Source organism: Parahoeflea halophila, assembly GCF_900220985.1.
GTDB classification, from domain to species: Bacteria; Pseudomonadota; Alphaproteobacteria; order Rhizobiales; family Rhizobiaceae; genus Hoeflea; species Hoeflea halophila.
The window spans coordinates 900,628-924,485 of record NZ_OCPC01000001.1 but is presented as its reverse complement, the minus strand read 5'-3'; the positions used below and the strand labels follow the sequence as shown (position 1 = coordinate 924,485).

General features: G+C 62.3%; 24 protein-coding genes. 14 read left to right on the top strand and 10 right to left on the bottom strand.

Features of this window, described 5'->3' with window-relative positions; translation table 11 throughout:
• Positions 1-84 precede the first annotated feature (84 nt).
• Positions 85-498: a thiol-disulfide oxidoreductase DCC family protein gene (locus tag CRO46_RS04355; RefSeq protein ID WP_179758946.1), complete on the bottom strand. Its 414-nt coding sequence runs from the start codon at positions 496-498 to the stop codon at positions 85-87.
• Positions 495-650 carry a hypothetical protein gene (locus CRO46_RS19925; protein ID WP_179758945.1) on the bottom strand — a complete coding sequence of 52 codons (156 nt, stop codon included), beginning with the start codon at positions 648-650 and terminating at the stop codon, positions 495-497. The genes CRO46_RS04355 and CRO46_RS19925 overlap by 4 nt, the downstream gene beginning before the upstream one ends.
• 271 nt (positions 651-921) lie before the next feature.
• On the opposite strand from CRO46_RS19925, the gene CRO46_RS04350 reads away from it, so the two are divergent.
• Positions 922-1,254 carry a hypothetical protein gene (locus CRO46_RS04350; RefSeq protein WP_097105364.1) on the top strand — a complete coding sequence of 111 codons (333 nt, stop codon included), beginning with the start codon at positions 922-924 and terminating at the stop codon, positions 1,252-1,254.
• Between the two features lie 100 nt (positions 1,255-1,354).
• Here the strand turns inward: CRO46_RS04350 and CRO46_RS04345 are convergent, their stop codons facing one another.
• The 3 genes from CRO46_RS04345 to CRO46_RS04335 form a co-directional block, all read right to left on the bottom strand.
• On the bottom strand, positions 1,355-3,019 hold the full coding sequence (locus tag CRO46_RS04345) for a thiamine pyrophosphate-binding protein (RefSeq protein ID WP_097105363.1): 1,665 nt from the start codon (positions 3,017-3,019) through the stop codon (positions 1,355-1,357).
• Positions 3,016-4,239: a CaiB/BaiF CoA transferase family protein gene (locus tag CRO46_RS04340; RefSeq protein WP_097105361.1), complete on the bottom strand. Its 1,224-nt coding sequence runs from the start codon at positions 4,237-4,239 to the stop codon at positions 3,016-3,018. Before CRO46_RS04340 ends, CRO46_RS04345 begins: the two co-directional genes overlap by 4 nt.
• A gap of 180 nt (positions 4,240-4,419) precedes the next feature.
• Entirely contained in the window at positions 4,420-5,400 is a 981-nt protein-coding gene (locus CRO46_RS04335; RefSeq protein WP_342170784.1) for an alpha/beta fold hydrolase, read from the bottom strand.
• Between the two features lie 171 nt (positions 5,401-5,571).
• Between CRO46_RS04335 and CRO46_RS04330 the strand changes: the two genes are divergently transcribed.
• Together CRO46_RS04330 and CRO46_RS04325 are read left to right on the top strand one after the other, a co-directional pair.
• Positions 5,572-7,383, top strand: a complete 1,812-nt coding sequence (locus CRO46_RS04330) for a hypothetical protein (RefSeq protein ID WP_244577760.1) — start codon at positions 5,572-5,574, stop codon at positions 7,381-7,383.
• A 206-nt stretch (positions 7,384-7,589) separates the two neighbouring features.
• Positions 7,590-7,820 (top strand): hypothetical protein, encoded by a 231-nt coding sequence (locus CRO46_RS04325; RefSeq protein ID WP_097105360.1) that lies wholly within the window; start codon positions 7,590-7,592, stop codon positions 7,818-7,820.
• 165 nt (positions 7,821-7,985) lie between these two features.
• On the opposite strand, the gene CRO46_RS04320 is transcribed toward CRO46_RS04325, so the two are convergent.
• Positions 7,986-8,519: a hypothetical protein gene (locus tag CRO46_RS04320; RefSeq protein ID WP_097105358.1), complete on the bottom strand. Its 534-nt coding sequence runs from the start codon at positions 8,517-8,519 to the stop codon at positions 7,986-7,988.
• A 207-nt stretch (positions 8,520-8,726) separates the two neighbouring features.
• Here CRO46_RS04320 and ettA point away from each other — a divergent pair, with 207 nt between their 5' ends.
• The 5 genes from ettA (at position 8,727) to CRO46_RS04295 (ending at position 13,660) form a co-directional block, all read left to right on the top strand.
• A complete protein-coding gene (gene ettA / locus CRO46_RS04315) occupies positions 8,727-10,376 on the top strand; it encodes an energy-dependent translational throttle protein EttA (protein ID WP_097105356.1) in 1,650 nt (549 codons plus the stop codon).
• An 81-nt stretch (positions 10,377-10,457) separates the two neighbouring features.
• On the top strand, positions 10,458-11,945 hold the full coding sequence (locus CRO46_RS04310; protein ID WP_143438943.1) for a sensor histidine kinase: 1,488 nt from the start codon (positions 10,458-10,460) through the stop codon (positions 11,943-11,945).
• The gene (locus CRO46_RS04305) at positions 11,942-12,316 is read left to right on the top strand and encodes a response regulator (RefSeq protein WP_097105353.1); all 375 of its coding nucleotides are present in this window, start codon (positions 11,942-11,944) and stop codon (positions 12,314-12,316) included. Before CRO46_RS04310 ends, CRO46_RS04305 begins: the two co-directional genes overlap by 4 nt.
• Before the next feature lie 104 nt (positions 12,317-12,420).
• Positions 12,421-13,101, top strand: coding sequence for an SDR family oxidoreductase (locus tag CRO46_RS04300; protein WP_097105351.1), 681 nt, complete (start codon positions 12,421-12,423; stop codon positions 13,099-13,101).
• Between the two features lie 115 nt (positions 13,102-13,216).
• Positions 13,217-13,660, top strand: a complete 444-nt coding sequence (locus tag CRO46_RS04295; protein ID WP_097105350.1) for a DUF4399 domain-containing protein — start codon at positions 13,217-13,219, stop codon at positions 13,658-13,660.
• A 57-nt stretch (positions 13,661-13,717) separates the two neighbouring features.
• Here CRO46_RS04295 and CRO46_RS04290 read toward each other — a convergent pair whose 3' ends face one another.
• A complete protein-coding gene (locus tag CRO46_RS04290; protein ID WP_179758944.1) occupies positions 13,718-14,020 on the bottom strand; it encodes a hypothetical protein in 303 nt (100 codons plus the stop codon).
• Between the two features lie 216 nt (positions 14,021-14,236).
• Between CRO46_RS04290 and CRO46_RS04285 the strand changes: the two genes are divergently transcribed.
• Both CRO46_RS04285 and CRO46_RS04280 read left to right on the top strand, forming a co-directional pair.
• Positions 14,237-15,292, top strand: a complete 1,056-nt coding sequence (locus tag CRO46_RS04285; RefSeq protein ID WP_097105349.1) for a YjgN family protein — start codon at positions 14,237-14,239, stop codon at positions 15,290-15,292.
• 7 nt (positions 15,293-15,299) lie between these two features.
• Positions 15,300-16,376 (top strand): M48 family metallopeptidase, encoded by a 1,077-nt coding sequence (locus CRO46_RS04280; protein WP_179758943.1) that lies wholly within the window; start codon positions 15,300-15,302, stop codon positions 16,374-16,376.
• A 6-nt stretch (positions 16,377-16,382) separates the two neighbouring features.
• Here CRO46_RS04280 and CRO46_RS04275 read toward each other — a convergent pair whose 3' ends face one another.
• A complete protein-coding gene (locus CRO46_RS04275; protein WP_244577759.1) occupies positions 16,383-16,805 on the bottom strand; it encodes a hypothetical protein in 423 nt (140 codons plus the stop codon).
• A gap of 209 nt (positions 16,806-17,014) precedes the next feature.
• Here CRO46_RS04275 and CRO46_RS04270 point away from each other — a divergent pair, with 209 nt between their 5' ends.
• The 3 genes from CRO46_RS04270 (at position 17,015) to metF (ending at position 19,743) form a co-directional block, all read left to right on the top strand.
• Positions 17,015-17,641, top strand: coding sequence for an MOSC domain-containing protein (locus tag CRO46_RS04270; protein ID WP_097105346.1), 627 nt, complete (start codon positions 17,015-17,017; stop codon positions 17,639-17,641).
• A gap of 157 nt (positions 17,642-17,798) precedes the next feature.
• A complete protein-coding gene (locus CRO46_RS04265) occupies positions 17,799-18,812 on the top strand; it encodes an ArsR/SmtB family transcription factor (protein ID WP_097105344.1) in 1,014 nt (337 codons plus the stop codon).
• A 1-nt stretch (position 18,813) separates the two neighbouring features.
• A complete protein-coding gene (metF, locus tag CRO46_RS04260) occupies positions 18,814-19,743 on the top strand; it encodes a methylenetetrahydrofolate reductase [NAD(P)H] (protein ID WP_097105341.1) in 930 nt (309 codons plus the stop codon).
• A gap of 534 nt (positions 19,744-20,277) precedes the next feature.
• Here the strand turns inward: metF and CRO46_RS04255 are convergent.
• The gene (locus CRO46_RS04255; RefSeq protein WP_097105337.1) at positions 20,278-21,543 is read right to left on the bottom strand and encodes an amidase; all 1,266 of its coding nucleotides are present in this window, start codon (positions 21,541-21,543) and stop codon (positions 20,278-20,280) included.
• 26 nt (positions 21,544-21,569) lie between these two features.
• Positions 21,570-22,487 (bottom strand): DMT family transporter, encoded by a 918-nt coding sequence (locus tag CRO46_RS04250; RefSeq protein ID WP_244577758.1) that lies wholly within the window; start codon positions 22,485-22,487, stop codon positions 21,570-21,572.
• Positions 22,488-22,629: 142 nt separating this feature from the next.
• Between CRO46_RS04250 and CRO46_RS04245 the strand changes: the two genes are divergently transcribed.
• A complete protein-coding gene (locus tag CRO46_RS04245; protein ID WP_097105335.1) occupies positions 22,630-23,850 on the top strand; it encodes an alanine racemase in 1,221 nt (406 codons plus the stop codon).
• Positions 23,851-23,858: the final 8 nt, after the last annotated feature.

Here is a 23,858-nt window from a genome sequence, read left to right as displayed (position 1 = left end):
CCTGGGCCGCTACCGGCAAGATAGGATGGAAGCAACGCAGCCATGCCGGTTCGTTTTGCGGGGCCGAGGTTGCGGATAATGTCCTCAGGTCCGTAGTTCGGGCGTTTCGACTGCAGCCGTGGCGCCAGTTCGCCGGGCGCGGTGATGGCGCTGCCACTTGAGAAATCCAAGATAGGCGATCTGGGCGACTTGCCGGATGACGGGCAGGCGGAAGACAAAGGCGAACCATTTCAGCACCGGCAGCCGCTGCCAGATGGCGGCGAAGGCGTCGACGCCGATCTGCCAGCGACCGCCCGTGGCGCGGGCATGGAACTTGCCGAGCAGATCCTCACGGGTCTTGCCCGCCGGCAACTCGTTGTCGGCGAGGGCAACGATGTCGATCCAGCTGATCAGCTTATTGCGGTCGATGCGGTTGTAGAGCGCGACTTCCTGCCGGCAAACCGGGCAGTCGCCGTCGTACCAGACAGACAGGGCGGATGGTTCGGCGGGTGACATCATGCTTGATATCTGGCGCGCACAGTCGCCAGAACAAGTGCGGCAAGTCCGACATGCCCGTTTCTTAGCCCCAATGCCGCCTGCCATAATCTGAGCGGCGGAGTGGTCGCCTGATCGAGGATTGCCGGCGTACCGATGGCGACCCCTGACTTCATTTTTCGCTCTTCGGGCCCCGGTGCCGAAAACGTATGGATGCCAGTACCTCTTCACGGAACGCAGAATCCATCAAGCTGTTACTCTTTTCCATGATGCCATCCTTCCAAGACAAGGCTGATGCAATTGCAGATTCAGGCGATGTGTCCGATTGATGACCTTTAATTGTCACGAACTGCGACATGGCCAGGCAGAACTTTGTTTGATTTACATCAATGTATGCGCTCCGGAATGTAATATGATGCAGTTGTTTCGCGAAAAAAGGGGGGTAATATGGCTGAAATACTGGTGAATAATGAGGTGTGGGAACCTCTTACTGCTCAGGAGAAAAGCCTGGTAACGAAGACCTTGAGGGAGTCCGGCGGAATAGGTCCCCATGATACGATCAAGGCCAGTGCGGATGCCGAGAAGCTCGACAGTCAGATGATCTTTGAGAGTGTCAGCAAGCGGGCTTCGACTGCGTGTCAGGTTGCTTGCGGTACGGCCGCTGTAGGTGCGGCTGCAGCTTGCTCGCTCATGGCCCCGCATCTTGCTCCGGCTTGCCTGGAAGCGGCCGCGGCCGGTTACGATCAGTGCATGAAATATTGCGATCAGGAGCCGCATTAATGCGCACAGAAGACATCGTGCGTTGTCAGAGCCGGATTTGTCAACGGGCAGGGATGCCTGCCAAGTGGGCATCTACGAGGCTGGTGGGGAGTATCCAGCCCTATTGTTTTACGCCGGTGCCCGAGATCTGGGCAAGCGTCCTTGTCGGGGTGATGGCCTGCTGGTCGAGCTTGATCTCGATGATTGCGGGGATGCCGCTGGCCTCGGCGCGCTCGAAGGCGGCTTTGAAGTCAGCCGTGGTTTCCACCGTCTCGCCATGGCCGCCATAGGCCCGGGCAAGAGCTGCAAAATCGGGATTGGTCAACTCGGTGGCGCTGACGCGGCCGGGGTAATCGCGCTCCTGGTGCATGCGGATGGTGCCGTACATCGAATTGTTGACGACGATGACGATGATCGGCAGCTTGTGCTGAACGGCGGTGGCGAATTCCTGGCCGTGCATCATGAAACAGCCGTCGCCGGCAAAGGCCACGACGGTCCGCTCCGGAAAGGCCTGTTTGGCGGCGACGGCGGCGGGCACGCCGTAGCCCATCGTTCCCGATGTGGGAGCTGCCTGTGTTGCGAATTTGCGGAAGCGGACATAACGGTGCACCCAGGTGGCGTAGTTGCCGGCGCCGTTGGTCAGGATGGCATCCTCGGGCAGGTGGTCGCGCAGCCAGTCGATGATCGGCCCCATGTGGACATCGCCGGGACCACTCTCGGGCGGCGTCGACCAGTCGAGATACTGTCCGTGCATTCGGGCGGTCCGTTCGGCGCGCTCCGGCGTTGTCTCTACGTCGAGACCGGACAGGGCCTCCGCGAAGGAGGCGGGGTCGGCGTTGATGGCGAGCGAGGGCCGGTAGACACGGCCGAGCTCTGAGGCATCGGCGTGGATGTGGACCAGTTGCTGCGCCGGAAACGGCACATCGAGCAGGGTGTAGCCCGATGACGGCATTTCCGAGAAGCGCCCGCCGGCAAGGATTACCAGATCGGAATTCCTGATCTCGTCCGCAAGGGCGGGGTTGATGCCGATGCCGACATCGCCGGCGTAGCATGGGTGCAGGTGATCAAACAGCATCTGGCGGCGGAAGGAGCAGCCGACCGGGATCTGCGCCCGCTCGGCAAAGCGTTCGAGCTGGCGCACCGCCTGACCGGTCCAGCGAGTGCCGCCGAGGATCATCACCGGGCGCTCGGCGTTTGACAGCCGGTTGGCAAGGTCCTTCATCTCGGCAGCGCCGGGATGAATGGCGGGCACCGGATTGGGATGGATCTCGGCGGGCGGGTTGGCGACACCCTCGCGCAGCACATCCTCGGGCAGCGCCAGCACCACCGGGCCGGGGCGGCCGGACATGGCGACAGAGAAGGCGCGGTTGACGAATTCCGGGATGCGTGCCGGATCGTCGATCTCGCCGACCCATTTGGCGAATTCGGTAAAGGCGCGGCGATACTCGACCTCCTGAAAGGCCTCGCGTTCGCGGGCGTCGCGCTGGACCTGGCCGATGAACAGGATCATCGGGATCGAATCCTGCCGGGCGATGTGCAGGCCGGCGGTGGCGTTGGTGGCACCGGGGCCGCGGGTGACAAAGCAGATGCCGGGCTTGCCGGTCAAACGCCCCCAGCAATCGGCCATCATCGCAGCACCGCCTTCCTGGCGGCAGACCGTGACGCCGACGCCGGAATCCACCAGCGCATCGAGGACGGCGAGATAGCTTTCGCCCGGCACGCAGAACAGGCGCTCGACGCCATTGGCCTTGAGAGTGTCGACTATCAGCTGACCGCCGGTTTTCATGTGCGTTTTCCTTTGGATTTGATGGCCTCGAGTTCCGCCATGACTTCTTGGGTGTGTTCGCCCAGGCGCGGGCTTGGCCGGTCGTAATGCAGCGGTGAGGCGGGCAGGATGATCGGCGCGCGTACCGAAGGAATTTCGGTTCCGGCCCCGTCGGTCAGGTCCATGCGCAGGCCGCGGGCGATGATCTGCGGATCGGCAAACATCTCGGCGATGTTGTTGATCGGTCCGGCAGGAACGGCATTGGCTTCACAGGCGGCGAGAATATCAGCCTTGTTCCAGGACGACATCTCGGCGATGAGTTCGGCGCGCAGGCGTTCGCGGTGGGCGACGCGCAACGGATTGGTCTGGAACTCGGGATCGGCCGCCATGCCGGTGGCTCCGAGCAACTTGCAGAAGCGCTGGAACTGGCCGTCATTGCCGACAGCGATGATGACATGGCCATCGGACACCGGAAACACCTCATATGGCGCGATGTTCATGTGAGCATTGCCCATCTGCACCGGTGCCGAGCCCGAAACCAGGTAGTTGAGGTTCTGGTTGCCGAGAATCCCGGCCTGGGTGTCGAACAGCGCCATGTCGATCATCTGGCCTTCGCCTGTTCGTTCAGCGTGCCGCAGCGCAGCCTGAATGGCGATGACCGAGTAAAGCCCGGTGAAGATATCGGAAATGGCGACCCCGGCCTTTTGCGGTTCGCGTCCCGGTTCGCCGGTGATCGACATCATGCCGGTCATGGCCTGGATGATGAAGTCATAGCCGGCGCGCGGAGCGTAGGGCCCGGTCTGGCCGAAGCCGGTGATAGAGCAATAGACCAGGGCAGGATTGTCGGGTTTGAGACTGCCGTAATCGAGACCGTATTTCTTCAATCCACCGACCTTGAAGTTTTCCAGCACCACATCGGCGCTCGAGATCAGGTCGCGCGCGGCCTTGGCGCCTTCGACGGTGGCAATGTCGATCGTGACCGAGCGCTTGCCGCGGTTTGTGGAGTGGTAATAGGCCGCCGACAGGTTTTCGCCATCGGCGCCCTCGACAAAGGGCGGGCCCCAGCGGCGGGTATCATCGCCGCCTTCAGGATGCTCGATCTTGATCACGTCGGCGCCCAGGTCCGCCAGCAGCTGACCTGCCCAGGGCCCGGCGAGAATGCGCGCCAGCTCGATGACCCTGATGCCTGCAAGCGGTGCGGCGGCGGTGTCTGCGGCGGTTTCGGTGTCGAGGTCAGGCATGGGGATTCCTGTTTGAAGAGCGTTCGGGCGGTTCGGGATCGTGGATTGCATTGGCACGAAGCCTTGATGATCACCTGCCATTCCGAACTGCCTGTTAGCAGAAATTTGCTGAGCCTGTCACCTTCGCAGAACCGTCGGGCGGGGTCGTGATGCGGTAGGGCGAGCTGCTATCTCACAGCATCAGGCAGCGCCGGGGAGGACCTTGTCGAGCCAGTTGACGAAGTCCGCCATCGACCGGTCGCGGTTGATCTCGTTGAGGGTTTCGTGCCTTGTTTCGGCCAGGACTTGCAATGAAACTTCCGTCATCCCGATCTTCTGCATTTCGCCGGCAAGCCAGCGCAAGGCTTCGCCCTTGTCGGTGGCCGGATCATCGGCGCCGCCGAGCAGGTTGACGGGGAGGGTTTTGGGCAGTTTCGCCAGATTGGCTTCGTCGCCGCCGGCGTAGATCAATCTGAACACATCCTGCCACATGCTCACCGTCGCATCCCAACCGCTCAGCGGATCAACGACATAGAGATCGACCTCGACGGGATCGCGCGACAGCCAGTCGAAATCGGTGCGGCGGTCCGGCATCGCCTTGGCCCAGGCCTGGAATGTGAGTCGGGGCAAAATCGCGCTCGGGGTGTCAGAGCCCTTGAAGAAGGCTTCGAGCCGGAGGGCCAGTTGTCCGGCGCGGCCGGCGAGACCGGCATTGAAATTCGCATTCCATACCGCCAGGGCGGCGCTGGCCTGCGGGTGAGCCTCAGCGAAATTGAGTGCAATCACGCCACCCATGGAGTGGCCAAATGTTACGACTGGCAGGCCCGGATGCGTCTTGCCGATCAGCGCATGGATGGCGGCGACGTCGTCGATCACCTTGGCGGCGCCATCCTTGCTGGCAAATGCGCCGGGGATGGAATCGGGCGCCCTGGTGGCGCCATGGCCACGGTGATCATGAGCGTAGACATGATAGCCGTGAGCCGAGAGCAGGCGGGCGTAGCGCTGGTAGCGGGCCGCATGTTCGGCCAGCCCATGATTGATCTGCACCACACCGCGGGCGTCGCCGCCGGCCGGCATGTGCCGGACAGCCAGCTCCGCGCCGGTCGGGCTGTTGAGGGGGAAGGGTGAGAAGCTCTGATTGGTCATGCCGGCCAGATGATCGGCTGCGGGCGCTGCCGTCAAGCGGCAGGCCGAAGAATCCCCAGCCGGGCCAAGGTCACGGTCTGGCGGCTCTGCACCTGTGCAGTCTCGTGGCGGCACCAGCACCGGCAGGGGCGGGAGAGGAGCCGGAGCGGACCGATGCAATTCCAGCCGGTTAATCGAATTTCAAGGCGGCGCGAACATGATCCCGCCATGTCTGCAAACAAGAGCATGTCCGCTGGCGAAGCCGATCGCCCCGTGCGCTCGCGGCCCGCCAAACCTGGCCGTGGGGCAGCCTTCCTTACTGTGTATCTGACCGGCCTGATCGTGGCTCTGGCGGATTTTGCCGACGGCAAGCTCTTTCATGGTGACGTCGACAATGGCATGCGGGCACTGCAGATCAAAACGTTGCTGTCGGAGGATGGCCGCTGGTTCGATCTGACGCTGCCGATGATCGCCACGCCCGATGCCTATGTCTCGCCGTGGTCGCGCCTCGTTGATCTGCCCTACATGCTGCTGGCGCGGGTGCTTGAGCTGTTCATGCCAGCCGGGGTGGCGCTCGATTGGGCGTTCCTGATCTGGCCGCCGTTGCTGCTTGCGCTGTTCAGCTGGCTCTGTGTGCTGATCATCGAGCGGCTGCTGGGCGAGGTCGAGCTTTCGCGCCTGCGCCATCTGCTTCTGCTTGCGCTGACTACAGTGCTGATGGCGATCGCGGTGCTGGAATTCTCGCCCGGCCGCATCGACCATCACAATCTGCAGATCATTGCGATGGCGGCCATCATGCTGGGGCTCTTGCGCTGGGACCAGGCCGGCGGGTGGCTGGTTGGCACCGGCGGCGCACTTTCGATCGTCATCGGGCTGGAATGTCTGCCCTTCGTTGTGATTATGTTTGCAGGACTTGTCGCTTGCCATGTCTTCAATGCACGCGGGGCGGCACAAGTTCTCGCAGGCGCCGCCATCGCGATGCTGGCGACCAGTCTGGTGAGTGCGGCGGCATTTCTCGGTCCGAATGTGGGGCTCACCCAGTGCGATGCGTTTTCCGCGCCCTACCTCATGCTGATGGCCGGCGGATCGGTGATCCTGCTGATGTGGGCGAAAGCGGGAGCTGCGCGGGCGCTGCCTGTCCGGCTGCTGCTCGTCGCCGGACCGGCGGCCCTGCTTCTGGCCGCGACTGGCTGGATCTTTCCGGAATGCCTGCGAGGTCCGTATCATATGATGGATCCGCTCTCGCGGACGCTGTGGTTCGACCGGATCTGGCAGGAGAAGAGCGTTCTTCTGCTCTTCCGCAACGGCCAGTATGAAACGGTGATCAATCTGGTCCTTCAGGCAATGATCATCCTGGCCGCTGTGCCTGTTCTGTGGGGCAGGGCAAGGCGGGATCCGGGCCTCGTCATCAGCTGGCTGCTGGCGGCCGCGACGTTAGTGATGACCCTCGTGGTGACGCGCTATATCCGGTTTCCCGCAGCCCTGGTGCCGTTGTTCCTGCCGGCTGTCACCGCCGCCGTTCTGACAGGAAAAGCCGGGATGCAGCGGCGCATGGCCGGGTTGCTGGCCGGCGCCGCCGTTCTCGCCGGAGCTTCATTGCTGATCCTGGTCCCGCCCGTCGAACAGCGTCTCGACAATATCGATTTCATGAGTTTCGTCGAGTGTGGCGATCAGGATTTTTCAGTGCTGGCAGACGTGACCCCGGGCCGCATCGCGGTTCCGCTCGGCCTTTCGATGCCGCTGGTGCAAGTGCTGCCGGAGGGGTTTTCTGTCGCCAATGTGCCGTTTCACCGTGCTGCACCCGGCATGAAGCGCATGTTCGAGGCTTTTGCGGCTCAGGATTCCGAGCTGCGCCGGGCGGCGCTCGCGCCGTTTGACTACGTGGCGGTATGCCGGTTCAGGCTCGAATCCGATGACGGCTACACAGGGCTTTATTCGGCGCTCGCGGCCGGCAAGGACTGGCCCGGGCTGATCCGCATTGACCCGCCCCGGAGAAGCGACTTCCAGCTTTTCAGCATCGACCATGCAGATTTGCGCTAAGCCGGGTTTAGTCACAAAGCGGAACTGTCGCGCGGGGTGTGGCTCGTCAGGCTGGTGTTGCTGATTGCCCTCAGGGCGAGGCCTGGTGCACGGATCTTGCCCAGGCGGCCCTTGCGGCGCTCTGAACAAGCGCCTTTGCATCAAATGGCTTCCAATTTGGTTTGAACCACTCTAGGTGAGTGGCAACAAGCCATGGAGTGCCAAACGTGAGCGATCTGAGCCTCGATCAAGCCATCGACAACATCTACCAGTCGATCAGGAACGACAATGAAGATCTCGACAGCCACATTGCTGCGCTGAAGGCGGCGATGGCGCGCGAAGGGGTAAGGGAAGCGGTGTTCGAACCGGGCAAGCTGGCCCAGTCAAACCGTCAGGGCCGCAAGATCATGCAGTCCTATTTCCGGCAAAAGGGCGTAAAGGTCAGCTTCTCCGTCTGAGCCGCCTGGCGGGGAGGCCCTGACGCGGCGGACACCAGCGCAAACCCGCATCGGCCATGTGCCCGCGGTTGAGTGTGGGACTGCGATGCGGGTTGTGTCTATTGCCCATGGAATCCGTTACCCGGCCTCATCCTTGGACAAGACCGGGTGCGCCGGGAGGCCGTTTCAGGCTGCGGCCTTGGCAGGGTCGGCTGCAGATGGCTTGAAGTTTTCCGCATAGGCTGCAACGGCGAGCGGAACCGGTGTCTCCGTCTCCGTCTCGGTCTCGCTCAGCAGGCCGAGGTCGGTCGCTGGTGCGGCGCCGAGAGACTTGATCAGCATTTCCGTGTTCAGCCGTTTTTGCGCCTCGAGAGCCTGGCTACGCAGCGTTTCCTGATCGACCGCCGGCCTTTCCGCCTCGATGCTCAGGGTCGTGGCCGGCGCGCTCGCATCGGTCCGTAACGACGACTGGCTGCTCACACTTGATGACGCTGCCTGGCTTCCGCTCTGGCCGCTCGTCTGGCCACCAGCCTGGCCGGAGGAGCCCTGGGAGCCGGAGGATGTGCCGGTCGAGCCGGAGGCTTCGGTGCCGCCAGTCTGGCCGCTGCCGGAAGCGCTGCTGTCGTCCGATGCCGGATCGGTCTGGTTTGAGGTGCCGCCCGTGTTCTGGCCGGAACCTGAATTGCCGGCAACTGAAGAGCCTACCGAGTTGATAATCATTGCGTCATGTCTCCTGCTGATGCGAGGCGCTTATCACACAGGACCCGTTGCGATCCGGCTTACGGAGTTCTCGGCAATTTAGTCTCATTTTAATTTCTGGCGGAGGTGCCGGGCTGTGATCTGGGGAGGAGCCGCCGGCGTCATTGCCCTCGGGCTGCATTTCGAATAGACAGCGGGCAATTATCCAAATCATGTCTGGAGCGCATCGTGGCACGGCAGTTCATCTATCACATGGCGGGGCTCAATAAGGCCTTCGGCGCCAAGAAGGTTCTCGAAAACGTCCATCTGTCATTCTACCCGGATGCCAAGATCGGTATTCTCGGTCCGAACGGCGCCGGTAAATCGACGGTTCTCAAGGTTATGGCCGGACTCGACAAGGAGTTTACCGGCGAGGCCTGGCTGGCCGAGGGCGCGACGCTCGGTTACCTGCCGCAGGAGCCGCAGCTCGACGAGAGCCTCAATGTGCTCGGCAATGTCATGCAGGGCGTGGCCGACAAGCAGGCAGTGCTCGACCGCTACAACGAACTGATGATGAACTATTCCGACGAGACCGCCGAGGAAGGCGCGAAGCTTCAGGACATCATCGACAGCCAGAACCTGTGGGATCTCGACAGCCAGGTGGAAATGGCGATGGAAGCGCTGCGCTGCCCGCCCGGCGAGGCCAGTGTGGACAAGCTCTCAGGTGGTGAAAAACGCCGCGTGGCACTGTGCGCGCTGCTTCTGCGCCAGCCCGACTTGCTGCTGCTGGACGAGCCGACCAACCATCTCGACGCCGAAAGCATTGCCTGGCTTGAAAAGCATCTGCGCGAGTATCCCGGCGCTGTGATCATGATCACCCACGATCGCTACTTCCTCGACAATGTGACGGGCTGGATTCTCGAGCTCGACCGCGGCCGCGGCATTCCGTACGAGGGCAACTACACCGCATATCTGGATGCCAAGGCCAAGCGGATGAAACAGGAAGGCCGCGAGGAGGCATCGCGTCAGAAGGCCCTGAGCCGTGAACAGGAATGGATTGCCTCGTCGCCGAAGGCGCGGCAGGCCAAGTCGAAGGCGCGTATTCGGGCCTATGACGAACTGGTCAAGGCAGCGGCAGACCGTCGTCCCGGCGACGCCCAGATCATCATTCCGACCGGCGAGCGGCTTGGCAACCAGGTGATCGACGTCGAAGGCATCTCAAAGGCCTATGGCGACCGGCTGCTGATTGACGACCTGACCTTCAAGCTGCCGCCCGGCGGCATCGTCGGCGTGATCGGTCCCAACGGCGCGGGCAAGACCACGCTGTTCCGGATGATTACCGGGCAGGAAAAACCCGATTCCGGCTCGATCACCGTGGGTGAGACGGTGCAGCTTTCCTATGTCGATCAGAGCCGCGATTCGCTCGATCCGAACAAAACAGTGTGGGAAGAGATTTCCGGCGGCAACGACATCATCAAGCTCGGCAAGCACGAGATGAACTCGCGCGCCTATTGCTCGACCTTCAACTTCAAGGGCGGCGACCAGCAGCAGAAGGTGGGCACGCTTTCGGGCGGTCAGCGCAACCGGGTGCATCTGGCCAAGCTTCTGAAGTCCGGCGGCAACCTGCTGCTGCTCGATGAGCCGACCAACGATCTCGACACTGAAACGCTCGGTGCGCTCGAAGACGCGCTCGAGAACTTTGCCGGCTGCGCCGTCATCATTTCGCATGACCGCATGTTCCTCGACCGTCTTGCAACGCACATTCTGGCCTTTGAAGGCGACAGCCATGTCGAATGGTTCGAGGGCAACTTCGAGGATTACGAAGCCGACAAGATCCGCCGGCTCGGCGCAGACAGCGTCAATCCGAAACGGGTGACATACAAGCCTTTGAAAAGGTAGGCAAAAAAAATTCCCGAGACATGGAACCTTTTTGCCCCGGCTGCGTTGAAGCAGCTGGGGCAATGTTCTGGGGTATAAGCCTTGCTATCAAAAAATGACGGGCGCGGTGCCGCGATGGACTTTGGCGAGCTGTTTGATGCCTTGCCGAGTCCGCACATGGTGCTTGACCGGGAACTTTGCTACGTCGCCGTCAATCGGGCTTATGAACAGGTCGTCATGCGCAGCCGTGACGAGATGATCGGCCGCCACCTCTTCGACCTGTTTCCCAATGATGGCGAGAGCGGACGGCGGCTGCGTGCCTCCCTCGATCGAGTGTTCGCCACGGGCGAAACAGATACTCTTGCCTATATTCCCTATGACATTCCGCGGCCGCCCGAGCTGGGGGGCGGCATGGAGCAGCGTTACTGGACAGCGGTTCATACCCCTGTATCCGGTAGCGGCGGCTCCGAACGCTACGTCATGCAGAACACGGTCGACGTCACAGACATCGTCAGGCTGCGCCAGGCGGCCAGCCTGCCGTTTCGCAGGGGTGAGACGCAGTTGCTGGAGCGCGCCCGCGAGGCCGAAGAGCAACACCGGGCGCTGCTGACGGAGAGTGCCGAGTTCCGCCGGCTCTTCCAGATGGCACCGGGTTTCTTTGCCGTGCTTTCCGGGCCGGATCACGTTTTCACATTTGCCAATGACGCCTGTACCCGCCTCGTAGGCGGGCGGCAGTTGATCGGCAAGAGCGTCCGCGAAGCCTTTCCAGAGGCCGAGGACCAGGGCATACTTGACCTTCTGGACCAGGTCTACCAGACCGGCGCGCGTTACCAGACGGAAGAAAGAAGCGTGATGATCCGGGATCTCGATTCCGGTGAGTTGCAGGAGACCTTCCTGGATTTCTCCTACGACGCGATCCGTGACGGAGATGGCAACATCACCGGCATCTTCGTCCAGGGCAGCGACCGTAGCGAAGATGTGAGGAGGCAGCACCGGCAGCGGCTGCTGCTTGCGGAACTCAATCACCGCGTCAAGAACACGCTCGCATCGGTTCAGTCGATCGTGTCCCAGACCTTGCGTTCCACACCCGATCCGGCGGCGGCAAAGCGGGACATAGGGGCCCGGCTCGCGGCACTCTCGAAAGCTCATGATCTGCTGAGTGCACAGGAATGGACGAGCGCCGACCTCGGAGAAATCATCGGGCAGGAAGTCGCCGTATTCGACCCCGAGCGCATCAGCCTCGACGGGCCACGGTGTACCTTGTCGCCAAGATCTTCGATCTCGCTCGCCATGCTGGTTCACGAGCTCTCGACCAATGCAGTCAAATACGGTGCCCTGAGCAGCGAAACCGGAACCGTGGCCATTGACTGGCGCGAACAGCCGGACGGGACCCTCAAACTCAGTTGGCGGGAGTCGGGCGGCCCACCCGCGGTTCAGCCCGAACGAAAGGGTTTCGGCACCCGCCTGATCGAAAGCATCGTATCGGGCGAGTTCGGCGGGTCATACGAGCCTTCATTTTCAGACCAGGGTTTTTCCTGTATCGTAACCGTTGAAACCGCCGTGTTGCGCGGTGCGGATTCCGGGACATGAATGCTGACATGACGCGCAAATCCATGTCTGTTCTCGTCGTCGAGGATGAGAGCCTGATTGCCATGAACCTCGAAATGATACTGGAAGACCTCGGCCATTCCGTGATCGGCCCGGTCATGACATTGAGGAACCTGGAAAAGCTTCTGGACGGTGACTTCCACGCCGATGCGGCGATCCTCGATGTCAACATTGCCGGCGAGCCAATCTTTCCCTATGCTCGCCGCCTGGCGGATCTCGGCGTTCCGCTGATTTTTGCGAGCGGATATGGTGCGAGCGGCATTCGCGACGATCTGGCCCATTATCCAGTGGTCCCGAAGCCCTACACGGAGCTTGATATCGCCCGGATGCTCGACAGGATCTTCCCCGCCTGAGCCTGCAAACGCCGGTCCGGTTTGCCGACAAGACCGCTGCAGGTTGACTTGAGACTGCGGGGCAGGTTCAACGGCGACGTCATTCTTGAAACCGGATCAGTCCCATGACCAACATTCTCATCACCGGGACCAATCGCGGCATCGGGCTGGAGATGGCTAAGCAGGCACTGGCCAAGGGCTGGACGGTCTACGGCTCGGCACGGGAAGAGGCTACCGGTCCGGATGCTCATATCTGCGAACATCCGCGGTTTCATGACCTGCGGTTTGATGTCACCGGTCATGCGGCGCTGCGCCAGGCCGCGGCCGGGATCGACGCGCCGATCGATGTCCTGATCAACAATGCCGGCATCATCGGGCCGGACCGGCAATCGGTGCTGGAAATGGATTTTGACGGATTCGCCAAGACGCTTGGCGTCAACACGCTGGCGCCGCTGGCAGTGAGTCAGGCCTTCCTGCCGCATCTCAGGCGCAGCGCCAATCCGCGCATTCTTACCGTCTCGTCGTGGATGGGCAGCCTGTCCCATGCCAAGTCCGACCGGATTGCCTACAGGGCGTCGAAGGCGGCGGTGAACAAGGTGATGCAGGGTCTTGCTACCGACCTCGCGCCGATGGGGATCGCAGTGGCCAGCCTGCATCCGGGCTGGGTCCGGACCGACATGGGCGGGGCAGGGGCCGATATCGCCCCGGTTGAAAGTGCAGCCGGCATCCTCAAGCTCGCAGAGAACCTGACGCTTGAAGGCACCGGGCAGTTTTACAACTGGGATGGCTCCCTGCTCGCGTGGTGAGCGGCCGGCGGCGTGCAAGCTATCGGTGAACCGTTTTTGCTGTGACCGGTTTGGTGGTATTTTAGCCCGGTCGGGACGCTATCGTGCGCGCCGACACGAAAACTGGAGGAATGTCATGAAACAGTTGATTGTGGCTTTGGGCCTTTCACTGGTGCTGGCTGCCGGAACTGCGGGGGCAGGGGAAACCGCGTCGCCGCCGGGCGCCAAGGTGTATTTCGACGGCCTGTCAGACGGCGACCGCGTTACCAGCCCGGTGGCGGTGAAGTTCGGAGTCGAGGGCATGGACATCGTTCCGGCGGGCACCGACATGGAGAATTCCGGGCATCACCATCTGTTTGTCGACCGGCCCGTGCTGGGGGAGGGACCGGACGGGGCTGATGAGCTGGACGCCAACATCCTCTCCGATGAACAGCATCTCCATTTCGGCAAGGGGCAGACAGAAACGTCGCTCGAACTGGCGCCGGGAGAGCATACGCTGCAGCTCGTTCTGGGCGACAAGGATCACATTCCGCACCATCCTCCGGTCGTTTCGGAACGGATCACGATCACAGTCGAGTAGGGGAAAATACCTCATAGCGCCCGGCAGGCCCGGTTCTTGTCCTGCCGGGTCGACTGTTTACTGCTTCATGCGGCAGCAAAACGGGTAGAAGGGCGCGGACAGGCCCGGTGCGCCGGTGGGGGTGAAGGTGAAATCGCCCACGGCGCCGCGTTCGTCGGTGCAGCCGCCGGGTGTATAGGCAATGGTGCCGGTGACCGGGTGGCTGGTTTCGAGCAGCCAGGGGTTTTCGGTAATGAACATGACGGTGCCCGGCGTGGTCTTTATGCCGTCGCCGGAAAAGGCATCGATGAACCCGGCGCTCATGTCACCATCGCACTTCAGTTCCAGTGCCCAGTTGGGCTCAAAGCCGGAGGAGATCATGGTCTGTCCGCTCACGAGCAGACGATTGCAGAAACAGCCGGGCCTGACGGGCCGGACAATGCTGCAATCGGGACAGCACCATTTTGCACCTGTGAGGCACGTCAAAGCAGTCAGCGGCTTCCTGTCCATCTCAGGGTTGCGCACTTCAGACAGGGGTTGTATCGAATTTTCGGAGCGCGGTTGGGGGGCTGACTGCCGAAACAGGGGACGATCGCGATGACAGGTCAGGAAATCGCGCGGGAACGCGCGCAGGAGGATGCTGCCGGAGTTCCGGCGGAGACGCTTCGCATCGCACCGTTCATTTTTACCGGGACCGCCAGCGAATATTTCCGGATCTGGATCGTCAACCTGTTCCTGACCATCATTACGATCGGCATTTATTCGCCCTGGGCGAAGGTTCGGCGGCTCAAGTATTTCTACGGCAACACGTGGCTCGACGGGCATAATTTCGATTACGTCGCCAACCCCAAGAAGATACTCGTCGGTCGCCTGATCGTGGTAGGAGCGATCATACTCGTCAACGTGCTCGTCAACATCAGCCCGGTCTTCGCGATCCTCGTCATTCCCTATCTCATCGCCTTCCCGTGGATCTTCAACAAATCGATGGCCTTCAATGCGCGCATGACCGTATACCGGAATGTCCGCTTCGGCTTCGGCGGCAGCTATGGTGGAGCCCTCAAGAGCTTTGTACTTTGGCCGATTGCGGCCTATCTGACGGCTCTCCTGCTGTCTCCCTTCATGTTCCGTGCATGGAACCGCTATATCGGATCCAATACGCGCTGGGGCGCGGCCGGCTTCAGCACGGTGGCCGGTGTCGGCCCCTACTACGGCAATTTTGGTCGGACCCTGCTTTTCGGTTTGTTGTTGACCATCGCCCTTGTCGCCCTGTTGTTAGGAAACCCTGGCATGGTTTGGTCGATCGTGGCGAGTGCACTGATGTACCCGCTGATATTCGGCCTGATTTTCTACCATTCCGCAGGGGTCAGAAACATTGCTTTCAACTCGACGGTGCTCGATGGCCGGCACAAACTGAAGTCCCGGCTGATCCGCGGGCGTTACTTCTGGATCATGATCACCAATTTCATTGCCACCGTCCTGTCCCTGGGTCTTCTGCGTCCCTGGGCTGCGACCCGCACCTGGCGCTATCTTGCCGACAACACCGCGCTCGAGATCGACGGCGATCTGGATTTGATCGTCGATGCGCAGCAGGCCGAGGGCAATGTCGCCGCGGCGGAGTATTTCGACATCGAGGGCATCGATTTCGGCTTGTGAGGACGCGATGACGGAAGGCGTGGTGGAAGAGGGCGAACCGGTCAGCGGTCGGTATTTTGAGCCGGGCTCGGCCCGCGCCTTTCCCGCGACCATGACCATCTCGAAAGACTTCGCCACGATCCGCTTCGAGCGTGATGGCGTCGCAAAATGCTCGGTTCGCGAGATTCGGGGCGTCGGAGCACGTCTCGGCTCGGTGCCGCGCCGGATCGAACTTGAGGGCGGGGCGCTGTTCGAGGCGCCAGCCGATGCCGAGATCACGGTCGGTCCAGGCCGTGCGAGTCCGATGCTCGCCCGGGTGTTCCGGCTCGAAAGCAGCTGGCGCACAGTGGCCATTCTCGTGGTGGCCACCTCCGTGCTTGTCGCCGTGATCTTCCGGTACGGAATGCCGGTGATGGCCAACGTGGCGGCACGGGTGACCCCGGCGCCGATCTCGGCAATCATGGATGCGGGCACTCTCGAAACCGTCGACCGCACGCTTTTTTCGGCCACGGAACTCTCCGCCGCGGAACAGCGCGACTTGACGGAGCGGTTTACGACCCTGGCGCCGCATGCCGATACCGGATCGCGGGACCTCGTGCTCTTGTTCCGGTCGAGCCCGTTGATCGGTGCCAATGCATTCGCGCTGCCCGGGGGCACCGTGATCATGACCGATGAGCTCATCGCTGTGGCGCGTGACGACGATGAGATCGATGGCGTTCTGGCGCACGAGATTGCTCATGTAGAGGCACGTCATACGCTGCAGACCATCTACCGCGCCGCGGGCCTCGCGATCATGGTCGGCGTCATCGCAGGCGATTCGGGTCAGATGGTCGATACGCTGCTATCGCAGGCGGCGGCCTTGCAGCAGCTCTCCTACAGCCGGGCGTTCGAGATCGAGGCAGACCTGCGAAGCGTCGAACTGATGCTTGCAGCCGGCGAGGGGCGCAACCCGTTGGCCTTCATCGACCTGCTCGACCGTTTGGTCGAGGAAATGGCTCCCGGCGCAAGCGAGCAGGAGGAAGGTTTCTTCTCAACCCATCCGGGCAACCCGAACCGCCGTGAAACCGTTCTCCAACATGCCCGATCCCTTGGCTGGGACGGCTGATATCGGTCATTCGATACGGCAGCAAAACGGGTAGAAGGGCGCGGACAGGCCCGGTGCGCCGGTGGGGGTGAAGGTGAAATCGCGCACGGCGCCGCTTTCGTCGGTGCAGCCGCCGGGTGTATAGGCAATGGTGCCGGTGACCGGGTGGCTGGTTTCGAGCTGCCACGGATCTTCCGTCGCAAAGCTGATGCTGCCCGGCGTGGTCTGGATGCCGTCGCCGGAAAAGGCATCAATGAAACTGGCGCTCATGCCGCCATCGCACATCAGTTCCAGCGCCCAGTTAGGCTCAAAGCCGGAGCAGATCATGGTCTGCCCGCTTTCCAGCAGGCCGTTGCAGGAGAGGTCTGCGGCACTCGACATGACCGGATGGGACAGAGTGAAGGCGAGGGCCAGGCAAAATGGTCTGGCCATGGTCTGGGCACGCATCATGGTTGATCTCCCTGATCCCGGTGCAGCTCCCCGAGGGATAAGCATAGCACGGACTCATGGCAGGATGAACTGCCTCTAGCGGCCAGGGGTGGCCCGACGGCAGTGGCGAGGTCACGACGGGTCGGGTAGCGGTTCATATTTTTTGATTGGCTCATCAAGGGTGTGTTGGGTATGGCTGTGCACGAATCCCGTCCTTGCCGGAGCGCCCCATGACCCTGCCGATGTTTCCCGCCCAAGCCCCTGACCTGCCTGAGATCCGGCCCGCGCGGCGCATCAAGGGCGAAGTCTCGATGCTGCTGGCGGCACTGGGAGGCGATTTTCTCACCGAAGCGGTTGCTTCGCTGGAGATGGGCTACGAGGGCATCAAAGGCGATTTCCACGCAGGATCGACGCGCAAGTCCGGCAGCCGCGAGCCCTGGTACCCGCGCGGCACCGAGATGCGCAACGAGCGGCAGGTGTCGATTGTCGCCACGGACGAGCTCGCCATTGCTGCTGCCGGCATGGGCATCGAGCGGATCGAGCCGGGCTGGATCGGGGCAAATCTGGTGATCGAGGGGATCCCGCTGCTGTCGATGTTGCCGCCGCGCACGCAGCTGTTTTTCGAGGGCGGCGTGACGCTCCGGATCGATGGCGACAATGGTCCGTGCCGCATTGCGGGCGCCCGTATCGCCCAGAATTACCCGGACAAGGACGAAACCAGCCTGGCGCTCGGTTTCGTCAAGGCGGCGAAGCGGCGGCGTGGCCTCGTCGCCTGGGTAGAGAAGCCCGGCGTGATCCTCCAGGGCGAAAAGGTCACGGCGCATGTCTGGGAGCAGTGGATCTATCCGGCAGGGTAAGTTCCGGCACGCCGATTCCGGTGGGTGACATCGGCAAGCGCGTGCGACGCCATGGACCGATGTCCGGGCGACTTACGGTTTCTCGAGAGCGACATAGCGCTTGCCACGGCTTCGGAAATGACATAAACATATCTTTATGTCATTTTGAGGTCTGCGCATGCTGTCTTTGTCCCCCCTCACCCTCGAGGAAAGCGTCGAGGTTCTCAAGGCCGCCGGCGAGCCGACGCGTCTCAGGCTGATTGCGCTGCTGAGCCATGGCGACCTGACGGTCAGCGAGATGACCGAAGTGCTCAGCCAGTCGCAGCCCCGGATCTCGCGGCATCTCAAGCTCCTGGGCGAAGCGGGGCTGGTCGAGCGCTACCAGGAAGGCGCCTGGGCCTATTTTCGCCTGACGCGTGACGGCGCGCGGGCAAAGCTGATGCAACAGACGCTGACTGCCACTTCGACTTCGGATCCCTCCCTGGCGCGTGATGCGGAACGGCTCGCGACAGTCAAGCAGGCCCGGGCCAGCCGGGCCGAGGCCTATTTTTCCGCCAATGCGGAAAGTTGGAACGACCTGCGCAGCCTTCATGTCTCGGATGATAAGGTCGAGGCAGAAATCCTCGATCTGATCGGGCGCACGCCATTTGACGGGCTTCTGGATCTCGGTACCGGTACCGGCCGCATGCTGGAACTGCTGGCGGACCGTTACCGCCGCGCGATCGGCATCGATTCAAGTCGCTCGATGTTGTCGATCGCCCGGACGCAGCTCGACGAAGCCGGCATCACTCATGCCTCGGTGCGGCAGGGTGACATCTTGAATCTGTCGCTCGAGCGCGAAAGTTTCGATGTGGTGACGATCCACCAGGTGCTCCACTTCCTGCATGATCCGCTGCCCGCGATCACCGAAGCCGCACGCATGCTCAGACCGGGCGGCCGGGTGGTGATCGTCGATTTCGCCACGCACGACTACGAAGAGCTTCGAACCGAACATGCCCATGCCCGGCTTGGCTTCAGCCAGCGGCAGGTGGCCGACTGGATGGAGCAGTGCGGGCTGACGGTGGAGAAGATCGTCGACCTTCCGCCCGATACAGGCGCCGCGCGCGCGCTGACGGTGACCCTGTGGCTTGCCCGCGACCCGCGCCTTCTCATTGCCAGTGACACCCCTTCTTCAAGCACAGGAACCACCTGACATGACCAGCTCCTTCCGCTCCAGCGCAGAAGCTCTTTCCGAACGGATCAAGGTGTCGTTCGAGTTCTTCCCGCCGAAGAACGGCGACATGGAGAGCCAGCTGTGGGAGAGCATCAGCCGGCTTGCGCCGTTCCAGCCGGATTTCGTCTCGGTGACCTATGGCGCCGGAGGCTCGACCAAACAACCGACGCTGAACACCATCACCCGGATCAGCAAGGAAACCGACCTGGCACCGGCAGCACATTTGACCTGTGTTGGTTCCGACAAGGCGAGCGTGGATGCGGTGGCACGCGAATTCCAGGCTGTCGGCGTCAATCATTTCGTGGCGCTGAGGGGCGACCCGCCGGAAGGCGTGGGGGCAGCCTACAAGCCGCATCCGAACGGCTATGCCAATGGCGCCGAGCTGGTGGCGGGCCTGCGCGCGATCGCGGATTTCGAGATCTCCGTTTCAGCCTATCCCGAGCGACATCCCGAAAGCCCGGATTTCGCCACCGACATCGACATGCTCAAGCGCAAGGTCGATGCCGGAGCGACCCGCGCCATTACCCAGTTCTTTTTCGACAATGACATTTACGAACGCTATGTCGAGCGGGTGCGGCGCGCGGGCATCTACATCCCGATCGTGCCGGGCATTCTGCCGATCCACAATTTCGGCCAGGTAGCGCGGTTCTCGAAGCTCTGCGGGGCTTCGGTGCCGGACTGGCTGGCGCGGCGCTTCGACGGGCTGGAAAAGGACCCCGATACGCGCGCTCTGGTGGCCGCAGCAATGGCCGCCGAACAGGTCAATGACCTGGTCGAGCGCGGGATTGACGATTTCCACTTCTACACGATGAACCGGGCGCAACTCGTCTACGCCATCTGCCACATGCTCGGCTTGCGCGGTGACGAGGCCGGCAGCGGGGAGAGCGGTTCGGTCGGGGCCGCGGCCTGACCCGGTTCAGGGCCGGGCGAAGCCCTGCACGGTCAGTGCGCAGGTCTGCCACACACGAAACGGGAGCGCCGAAACGCTCCCGTCTGTAACTCTATTCAATGCGCTTCAGGTCTAGATGAAGAGCATTGCTCCAACAAAAATGAACGCTGCACAGATCACAAGGGCATTGAGCGACTGCGTAAATCCCATGGTGGTCCTCCATCGCGTTGATGGTTAAATGATAGTCATGGCTTCGGCTTCGTGGAAAGCAAAATCGTTGCTGCAGTGCAGCTAGAACGAAGCAAATTCATCCTGGCAAAGCTGTCAGTGCGCTGTAATTAAAAGATTATTAGAGAATTCATAAATTGTTAAGAAATTGCTAAATACAGCTCAATAGTGTAAAATCCTCTCCTGCACGCAACTGCTGTTGCCGTATTTCCGCCGCAAACGAATTGCCAGTTCGCGGCTCCTCGGCGACGGGCGGAGCCCGGAGCGGGAGCTAAGATTCTGAGTTTTTTGCCACAACCGGGCCTGGCTGGTGGCGCGATGAGGGAATCAGGCCCGGAATGCCCGCTCCAGCATCGCCGCGACGGCGAGCAAGGTCTTGTCCTGGCCAAACCGGGCGACAGCCTGAATGCCCAGCGGCATGCCCGCCTCATCCCTGAAACCGGGAATGTTGATCGCCGGTGTCCCCATCAGCGTCCAGAGCTTGTTGAAGCGGGGATCGCCGGTGGTCTCCAGCCCCAGCGGCGCGGCTCCTGGTGCGGAAGGCGTGAGCAGAATGTCGACTTCCCTGAACAGGGCGCTGGTGGCATTGCGCCCGTGCTTGGCCCGTCGGCGGGCCGCGTCGTAATCCGACGGGGCAATCGCCTGGCCGGCCTCGATCGTGCGCACCAGGACCTGGCTCATCTGCTCGCGATAGCGGGCAAGGTCCGGCCCGCAGGCCAGCCCTGCCTCATGGTCCTGAATGGTCTTGTGGGCGTCGCGAGCCCGTGCAAGGGCTTCAGGCTCCCCGATCTCGCCGACATCGAAACCCGCATCCGCGGCCAGGTCCGCGGCCCTTTCCAGCGCCGAGCGCATCGCGGGGTCCGCGGTTTCCAGCTGGGCACACCGGTATAGCCCGACACGGATGTTTGCAGGATCAAAACCAGGGAATTCGCCGGGTACAGCGAGGTCGCGTCCGGTCAGCAGCGCTGCCAGCAGGGCCACATCCTCGACCCCGGCGGCAAACAGGCCGACGGTGTCGAGCGATGGCGAGAAATGCTTCATTCCGGTGGTCGGCAGGAGGCGAAAACTCGGCTTGTAGCCGGTGACGCCGCAAAAGGCTGCCGGGCGCACCACGGAGCCGCCGGTCTGGGTGCCGATGGCGGCGGGAATCATGCCCGCGGCGACTGCGGCAGCCGAGCCGGAAGAGGAGCCGCCGGGAGTATGGGCGGGATTGCGCGGATTGACGGTTGGCGCCGGACTGAAGAAGGCGAACTCGGTGGTCGCTGTCTTGCCGATGATGCTGGCGCCACGTCTGCGGGCGAGCTCGACGATTGCGGCGTCAACCAGAGGCTGAAACCCCTCATAGGCGATCGAGCCGAACGTGGTCGGCTGGTCGAAGCTGTCGAAAATATCCTTGACGCCGATGGCCACCCCGGCGAGCGGACCGTCGCCAGGAACCGCAGAGGGAGGGGCCAAATGGGTGAAGGCCCTGATGCGGTCATCGTTCCGGGCAATGGCATCGCGGCACAGGGCGACCATCAGTTCGGGCTTGGCCTTGCCCGAATCGCGCGCCTTGATCAGGCTCGCAAGGCTCATCATCCGATTGGTGTCCATTCTGCCCCCCTGCAGCGGGACGGCAATCAGACCGGTCCCTTGCGTCTTATGCCGAGACGGTTGTCCAGTGACAAGAGGCCAAGCGCAATGAGGCCAAGTCCGAGCGCTTCGGTGAGAGACAGGGTTTCGCCGAGAAACAGAATCCCGAGCAGAATTGCGGCGGGGGGCACGAGCAGCGTGACCAGCGAGGCGGAGGTGGCGCCGGCTGTGCTCAGAATGCGGAAGAAGACTATATAGGCAAAGGCGGTCGAGAGCAGCGCCAGCGCGAGGATGGCCGCGATGACGTCGAGCGGCGGTACTGGCAGGGCCCAGGGCTGATCGACAATCGAGGCGAGCGGCAACATGATGAGGCTCGAGGCGGTCAGCTGACCGGTAGCGGTGATGGGTGGCGACACCCCCTTGAAGCGTTTGCCGAAGGAGGCGGCGAAACCGTAGGAAATCGCTGCGCCGACAACGGCGAGCTTGGCCCAGAGCGGGCTGTCGGCGATGCCGAGCGCTGCCGGGCCGATGAGCAGGACCATGCCCGCAAGCCCCAGCGCGCAGCCGATCAGCTTGGCCGCCGTGATCTTCTCGTCGGTGGTGAAGACCTGCGCCACCAGCACGGCCCACAAGGGCGTGGTGGCGTTAAGGATCGAAGCGAGGCCGGAGCCGATCTCGGTCTGGCCGAGGAAAATCAGCGTGAAGGGAATGGCATTGTTGATCAGGCCCATGATGAGAAGCGCGCGCCAGTGGCTCGTCAGGGTCTGGTAGAAGCCGGGCATGCGGCCAAAGGCCAGATGCAGCGCGATCGCAGCCAGCGCCACACGGAACAGCACCAGTGACATCGGCGGCACATGCTGTACGGCAATGCGCCCGAAAAAGAACGAGCCACCCCAGATGAAGCCGAGCAGGACAAGCAGACCCCAGGTGGCGAGATCCATGGAACGATTGGCAGACTGCGGCATTGGATTTTCCTTGTTGTACGCGCGGCTGCTTGCCACACGGACACGGTCCGCACCACCCGAAATCAGCCCGTGCGTCGATACAGTGTCATTTGCCGGTCGCCCGGCCTGTTGATAGTGTCGCGAACCAATCTGGAGACGCCATATGCAACGATTCGCCACCGGAACCGATGCCGCCCTCGAGTTGAGGCCGGATCAGCCGCTCTATTGCTTCCGCCCCGAGGTGCTCAAGCAGGACGCGCGCCAGTTCATGAAGCTGTTCCCCGGCGATACGGCCTATGCGGTGAAGACCAATGGTGAGCCGATGGTGCTGAAAACACTGGTGGATGCGGGGGTGAAGATCTTCGACGTCGCCTCGCCGGGCGAATTCGAGGCGGTGCGGGCGGCGTCACCCGATGCGGAGATGCTCTACATGCATCCGGTCAAGGCGCAGTCCGATATCCGGCTGGCGCTGGAGAAATACGGTATCCGGGTGATGTCGCTTGATCATGAGGACGAGATCGCCAAGGTTCTTCGTATCGTGCGGGCGCTCGATCTGGACCCGGCATCGATCAGCATCTTCGTGCGGCTGCAGACCAAGGGGCATGCGATGTACGAGCTGTCGAAGAAATTCGGCGCCGCACCCGGCCATGCGGTGGAGCTGGTGCAGCGGCTCGACAAGATCGGCTTCAAGGTGGGGCTCTGTTTTCATGTCGGCAGCCAGGTTGAGGAGGCCGAATCCTACGAGCTGGCGCTCAAATCAGCCGACTGGGTGCGCAACCGGGCCGGAGTCGATCTGGTCGGGCTGGATGTTGGCGGCGGCTTTCCCGCTGTCTATGGCCACGACCCCAACCGCAAGGCCAAGCAGATGCCGCCGCTTGAAGAACTGATGGGCGAGCTCAGATCGAACATCACCGAATGGGCGTTTGACGACATGCCGCTGGTCGCCGAGCCGGGCCGCGTAGTGGTGGCGCGCGCGTTCTCGCTGATCGTGCGGGTGCTTTTGCGCAAGGGCCGCAGGCTCTACATCAATGACGGCATCTGGGCCTCCCTGTCGGACAGCTGGACCGGCAAGATCACGCTGCCGGCGCGCTTCATCCCGGACCCGGCGCGCAAGATTCGCAAGGGCAAAGCTGAAAATGTGGTGCCGTTCAAGGTCTGCGGGGCAACCTGCGATTCCGTCGATATCCTGTCGCGACCGTTTTGGCTGCCGGAGACGGTGGATACCGGCGACTGGATCGAGATCGGCCATATCGGGGCCTATTCGCTGTCGCTTCGAACCCGCTTCAACGGGTTTTATCCCGATGATTTTGTCGAAATCACCACGCCCTTCGGCAATGAAGGCGCGCCGGATGGTTTTGCCAGCCTTGAGACGATGGCGGACTGAGCGGAACC

Bases quoted from the DNA above. Each gene is read 5' to 3' on its own strand.
- CRO46_RS04355 (WP_179758946.1), bottom strand. From the start codon at position 498: ATGATGTCACCCGCCGAACCATCCGCCCTGTCTGTCTGGTACGACGGC.
- CRO46_RS19925 (WP_179758945.1), bottom strand. From the start codon at position 650: ATGAAGTCAGGGGTCGCCATCGGTACGCCGGCAATCCTCGATCAGGCG.
- CRO46_RS04350 (WP_097105364.1), top strand. From the start codon at position 922: ATGGCTGAAATACTGGTGAATAATGAGGTGTGGGAACCTCTTACTGCT.
- CRO46_RS04345 (WP_097105363.1), bottom strand. From the start codon at position 3,019: ATGAAAACCGGCGGTCAGCTGATAGTCGACACTCTCAAGGCCAATGGC.
- CRO46_RS04340 (WP_097105361.1), bottom strand. From the start codon at position 4,239: ATGCCTGACCTCGACACCGAAACCGCCGCAGACACCGCCGCCGCACCG.
- CRO46_RS04330 (WP_244577760.1), top strand. From the start codon at position 5,572: ATGTCTGCAAACAAGAGCATGTCCGCTGGCGAAGCCGATCGCCCCGTG.
- CRO46_RS04320 (WP_097105358.1), bottom strand. From the start codon at position 8,519: ATGATTATCAACTCGGTAGGCTCTTCAGTTGCCGGCAATTCAGGTTCC.
- CRO46_RS04305 (WP_097105353.1), top strand. From the start codon at position 11,942: ATGAATGCTGACATGACGCGCAAATCCATGTCTGTTCTCGTCGTCGAG.
- CRO46_RS04300 (WP_097105351.1), top strand. From the start codon at position 12,421: ATGACCAACATTCTCATCACCGGGACCAATCGCGGCATCGGGCTGGAG.
- CRO46_RS04295 (WP_097105350.1), top strand. From the start codon at position 13,217: ATGAAACAGTTGATTGTGGCTTTGGGCCTTTCACTGGTGCTGGCTGCC.
- CRO46_RS04290 (WP_179758944.1), bottom strand. From the start codon at position 14,020: ATGATCTCCTCCGGCTTTGAGCCCAACTGGGCACTGGAACTGAAGTGC.
- CRO46_RS04285 (WP_097105349.1), top strand. From the start codon at position 14,237: ATGACAGGTCAGGAAATCGCGCGGGAACGCGCGCAGGAGGATGCTGCC.
- CRO46_RS04280 (WP_179758943.1), top strand. From the start codon at position 15,300: ATGACGGAAGGCGTGGTGGAAGAGGGCGAACCGGTCAGCGGTCGGTAT.
- CRO46_RS04275 (WP_244577759.1), bottom strand. From the start codon at position 16,805: ATGATGCGTGCCCAGACCATGGCCAGACCATTTTGCCTGGCCCTCGCC.
- CRO46_RS04270 (WP_097105346.1), top strand. From the start codon at position 17,015: ATGACCCTGCCGATGTTTCCCGCCCAAGCCCCTGACCTGCCTGAGATC.
- CRO46_RS04265 (WP_097105344.1), top strand. From the start codon at position 17,799: ATGCTGTCTTTGTCCCCCCTCACCCTCGAGGAAAGCGTCGAGGTTCTC.
- metF (WP_097105341.1), top strand. From the start codon at position 18,814: ATGACCAGCTCCTTCCGCTCCAGCGCAGAAGCTCTTTCCGAACGGATC.
- CRO46_RS04255 (WP_097105337.1), bottom strand. From the start codon at position 21,543: ATGGACACCAATCGGATGATGAGCCTTGCGAGCCTGATCAAGGCGCGC.
- CRO46_RS04250 (WP_244577758.1), bottom strand. From the start codon at position 22,487: ATGCCGCAGTCTGCCAATCGTTCCATGGATCTCGCCACCTGGGGTCTG.
- CRO46_RS04245 (WP_097105335.1), top strand. From the start codon at position 22,630: ATGCAACGATTCGCCACCGGAACCGATGCCGCCCTCGAGTTGAGGCCG.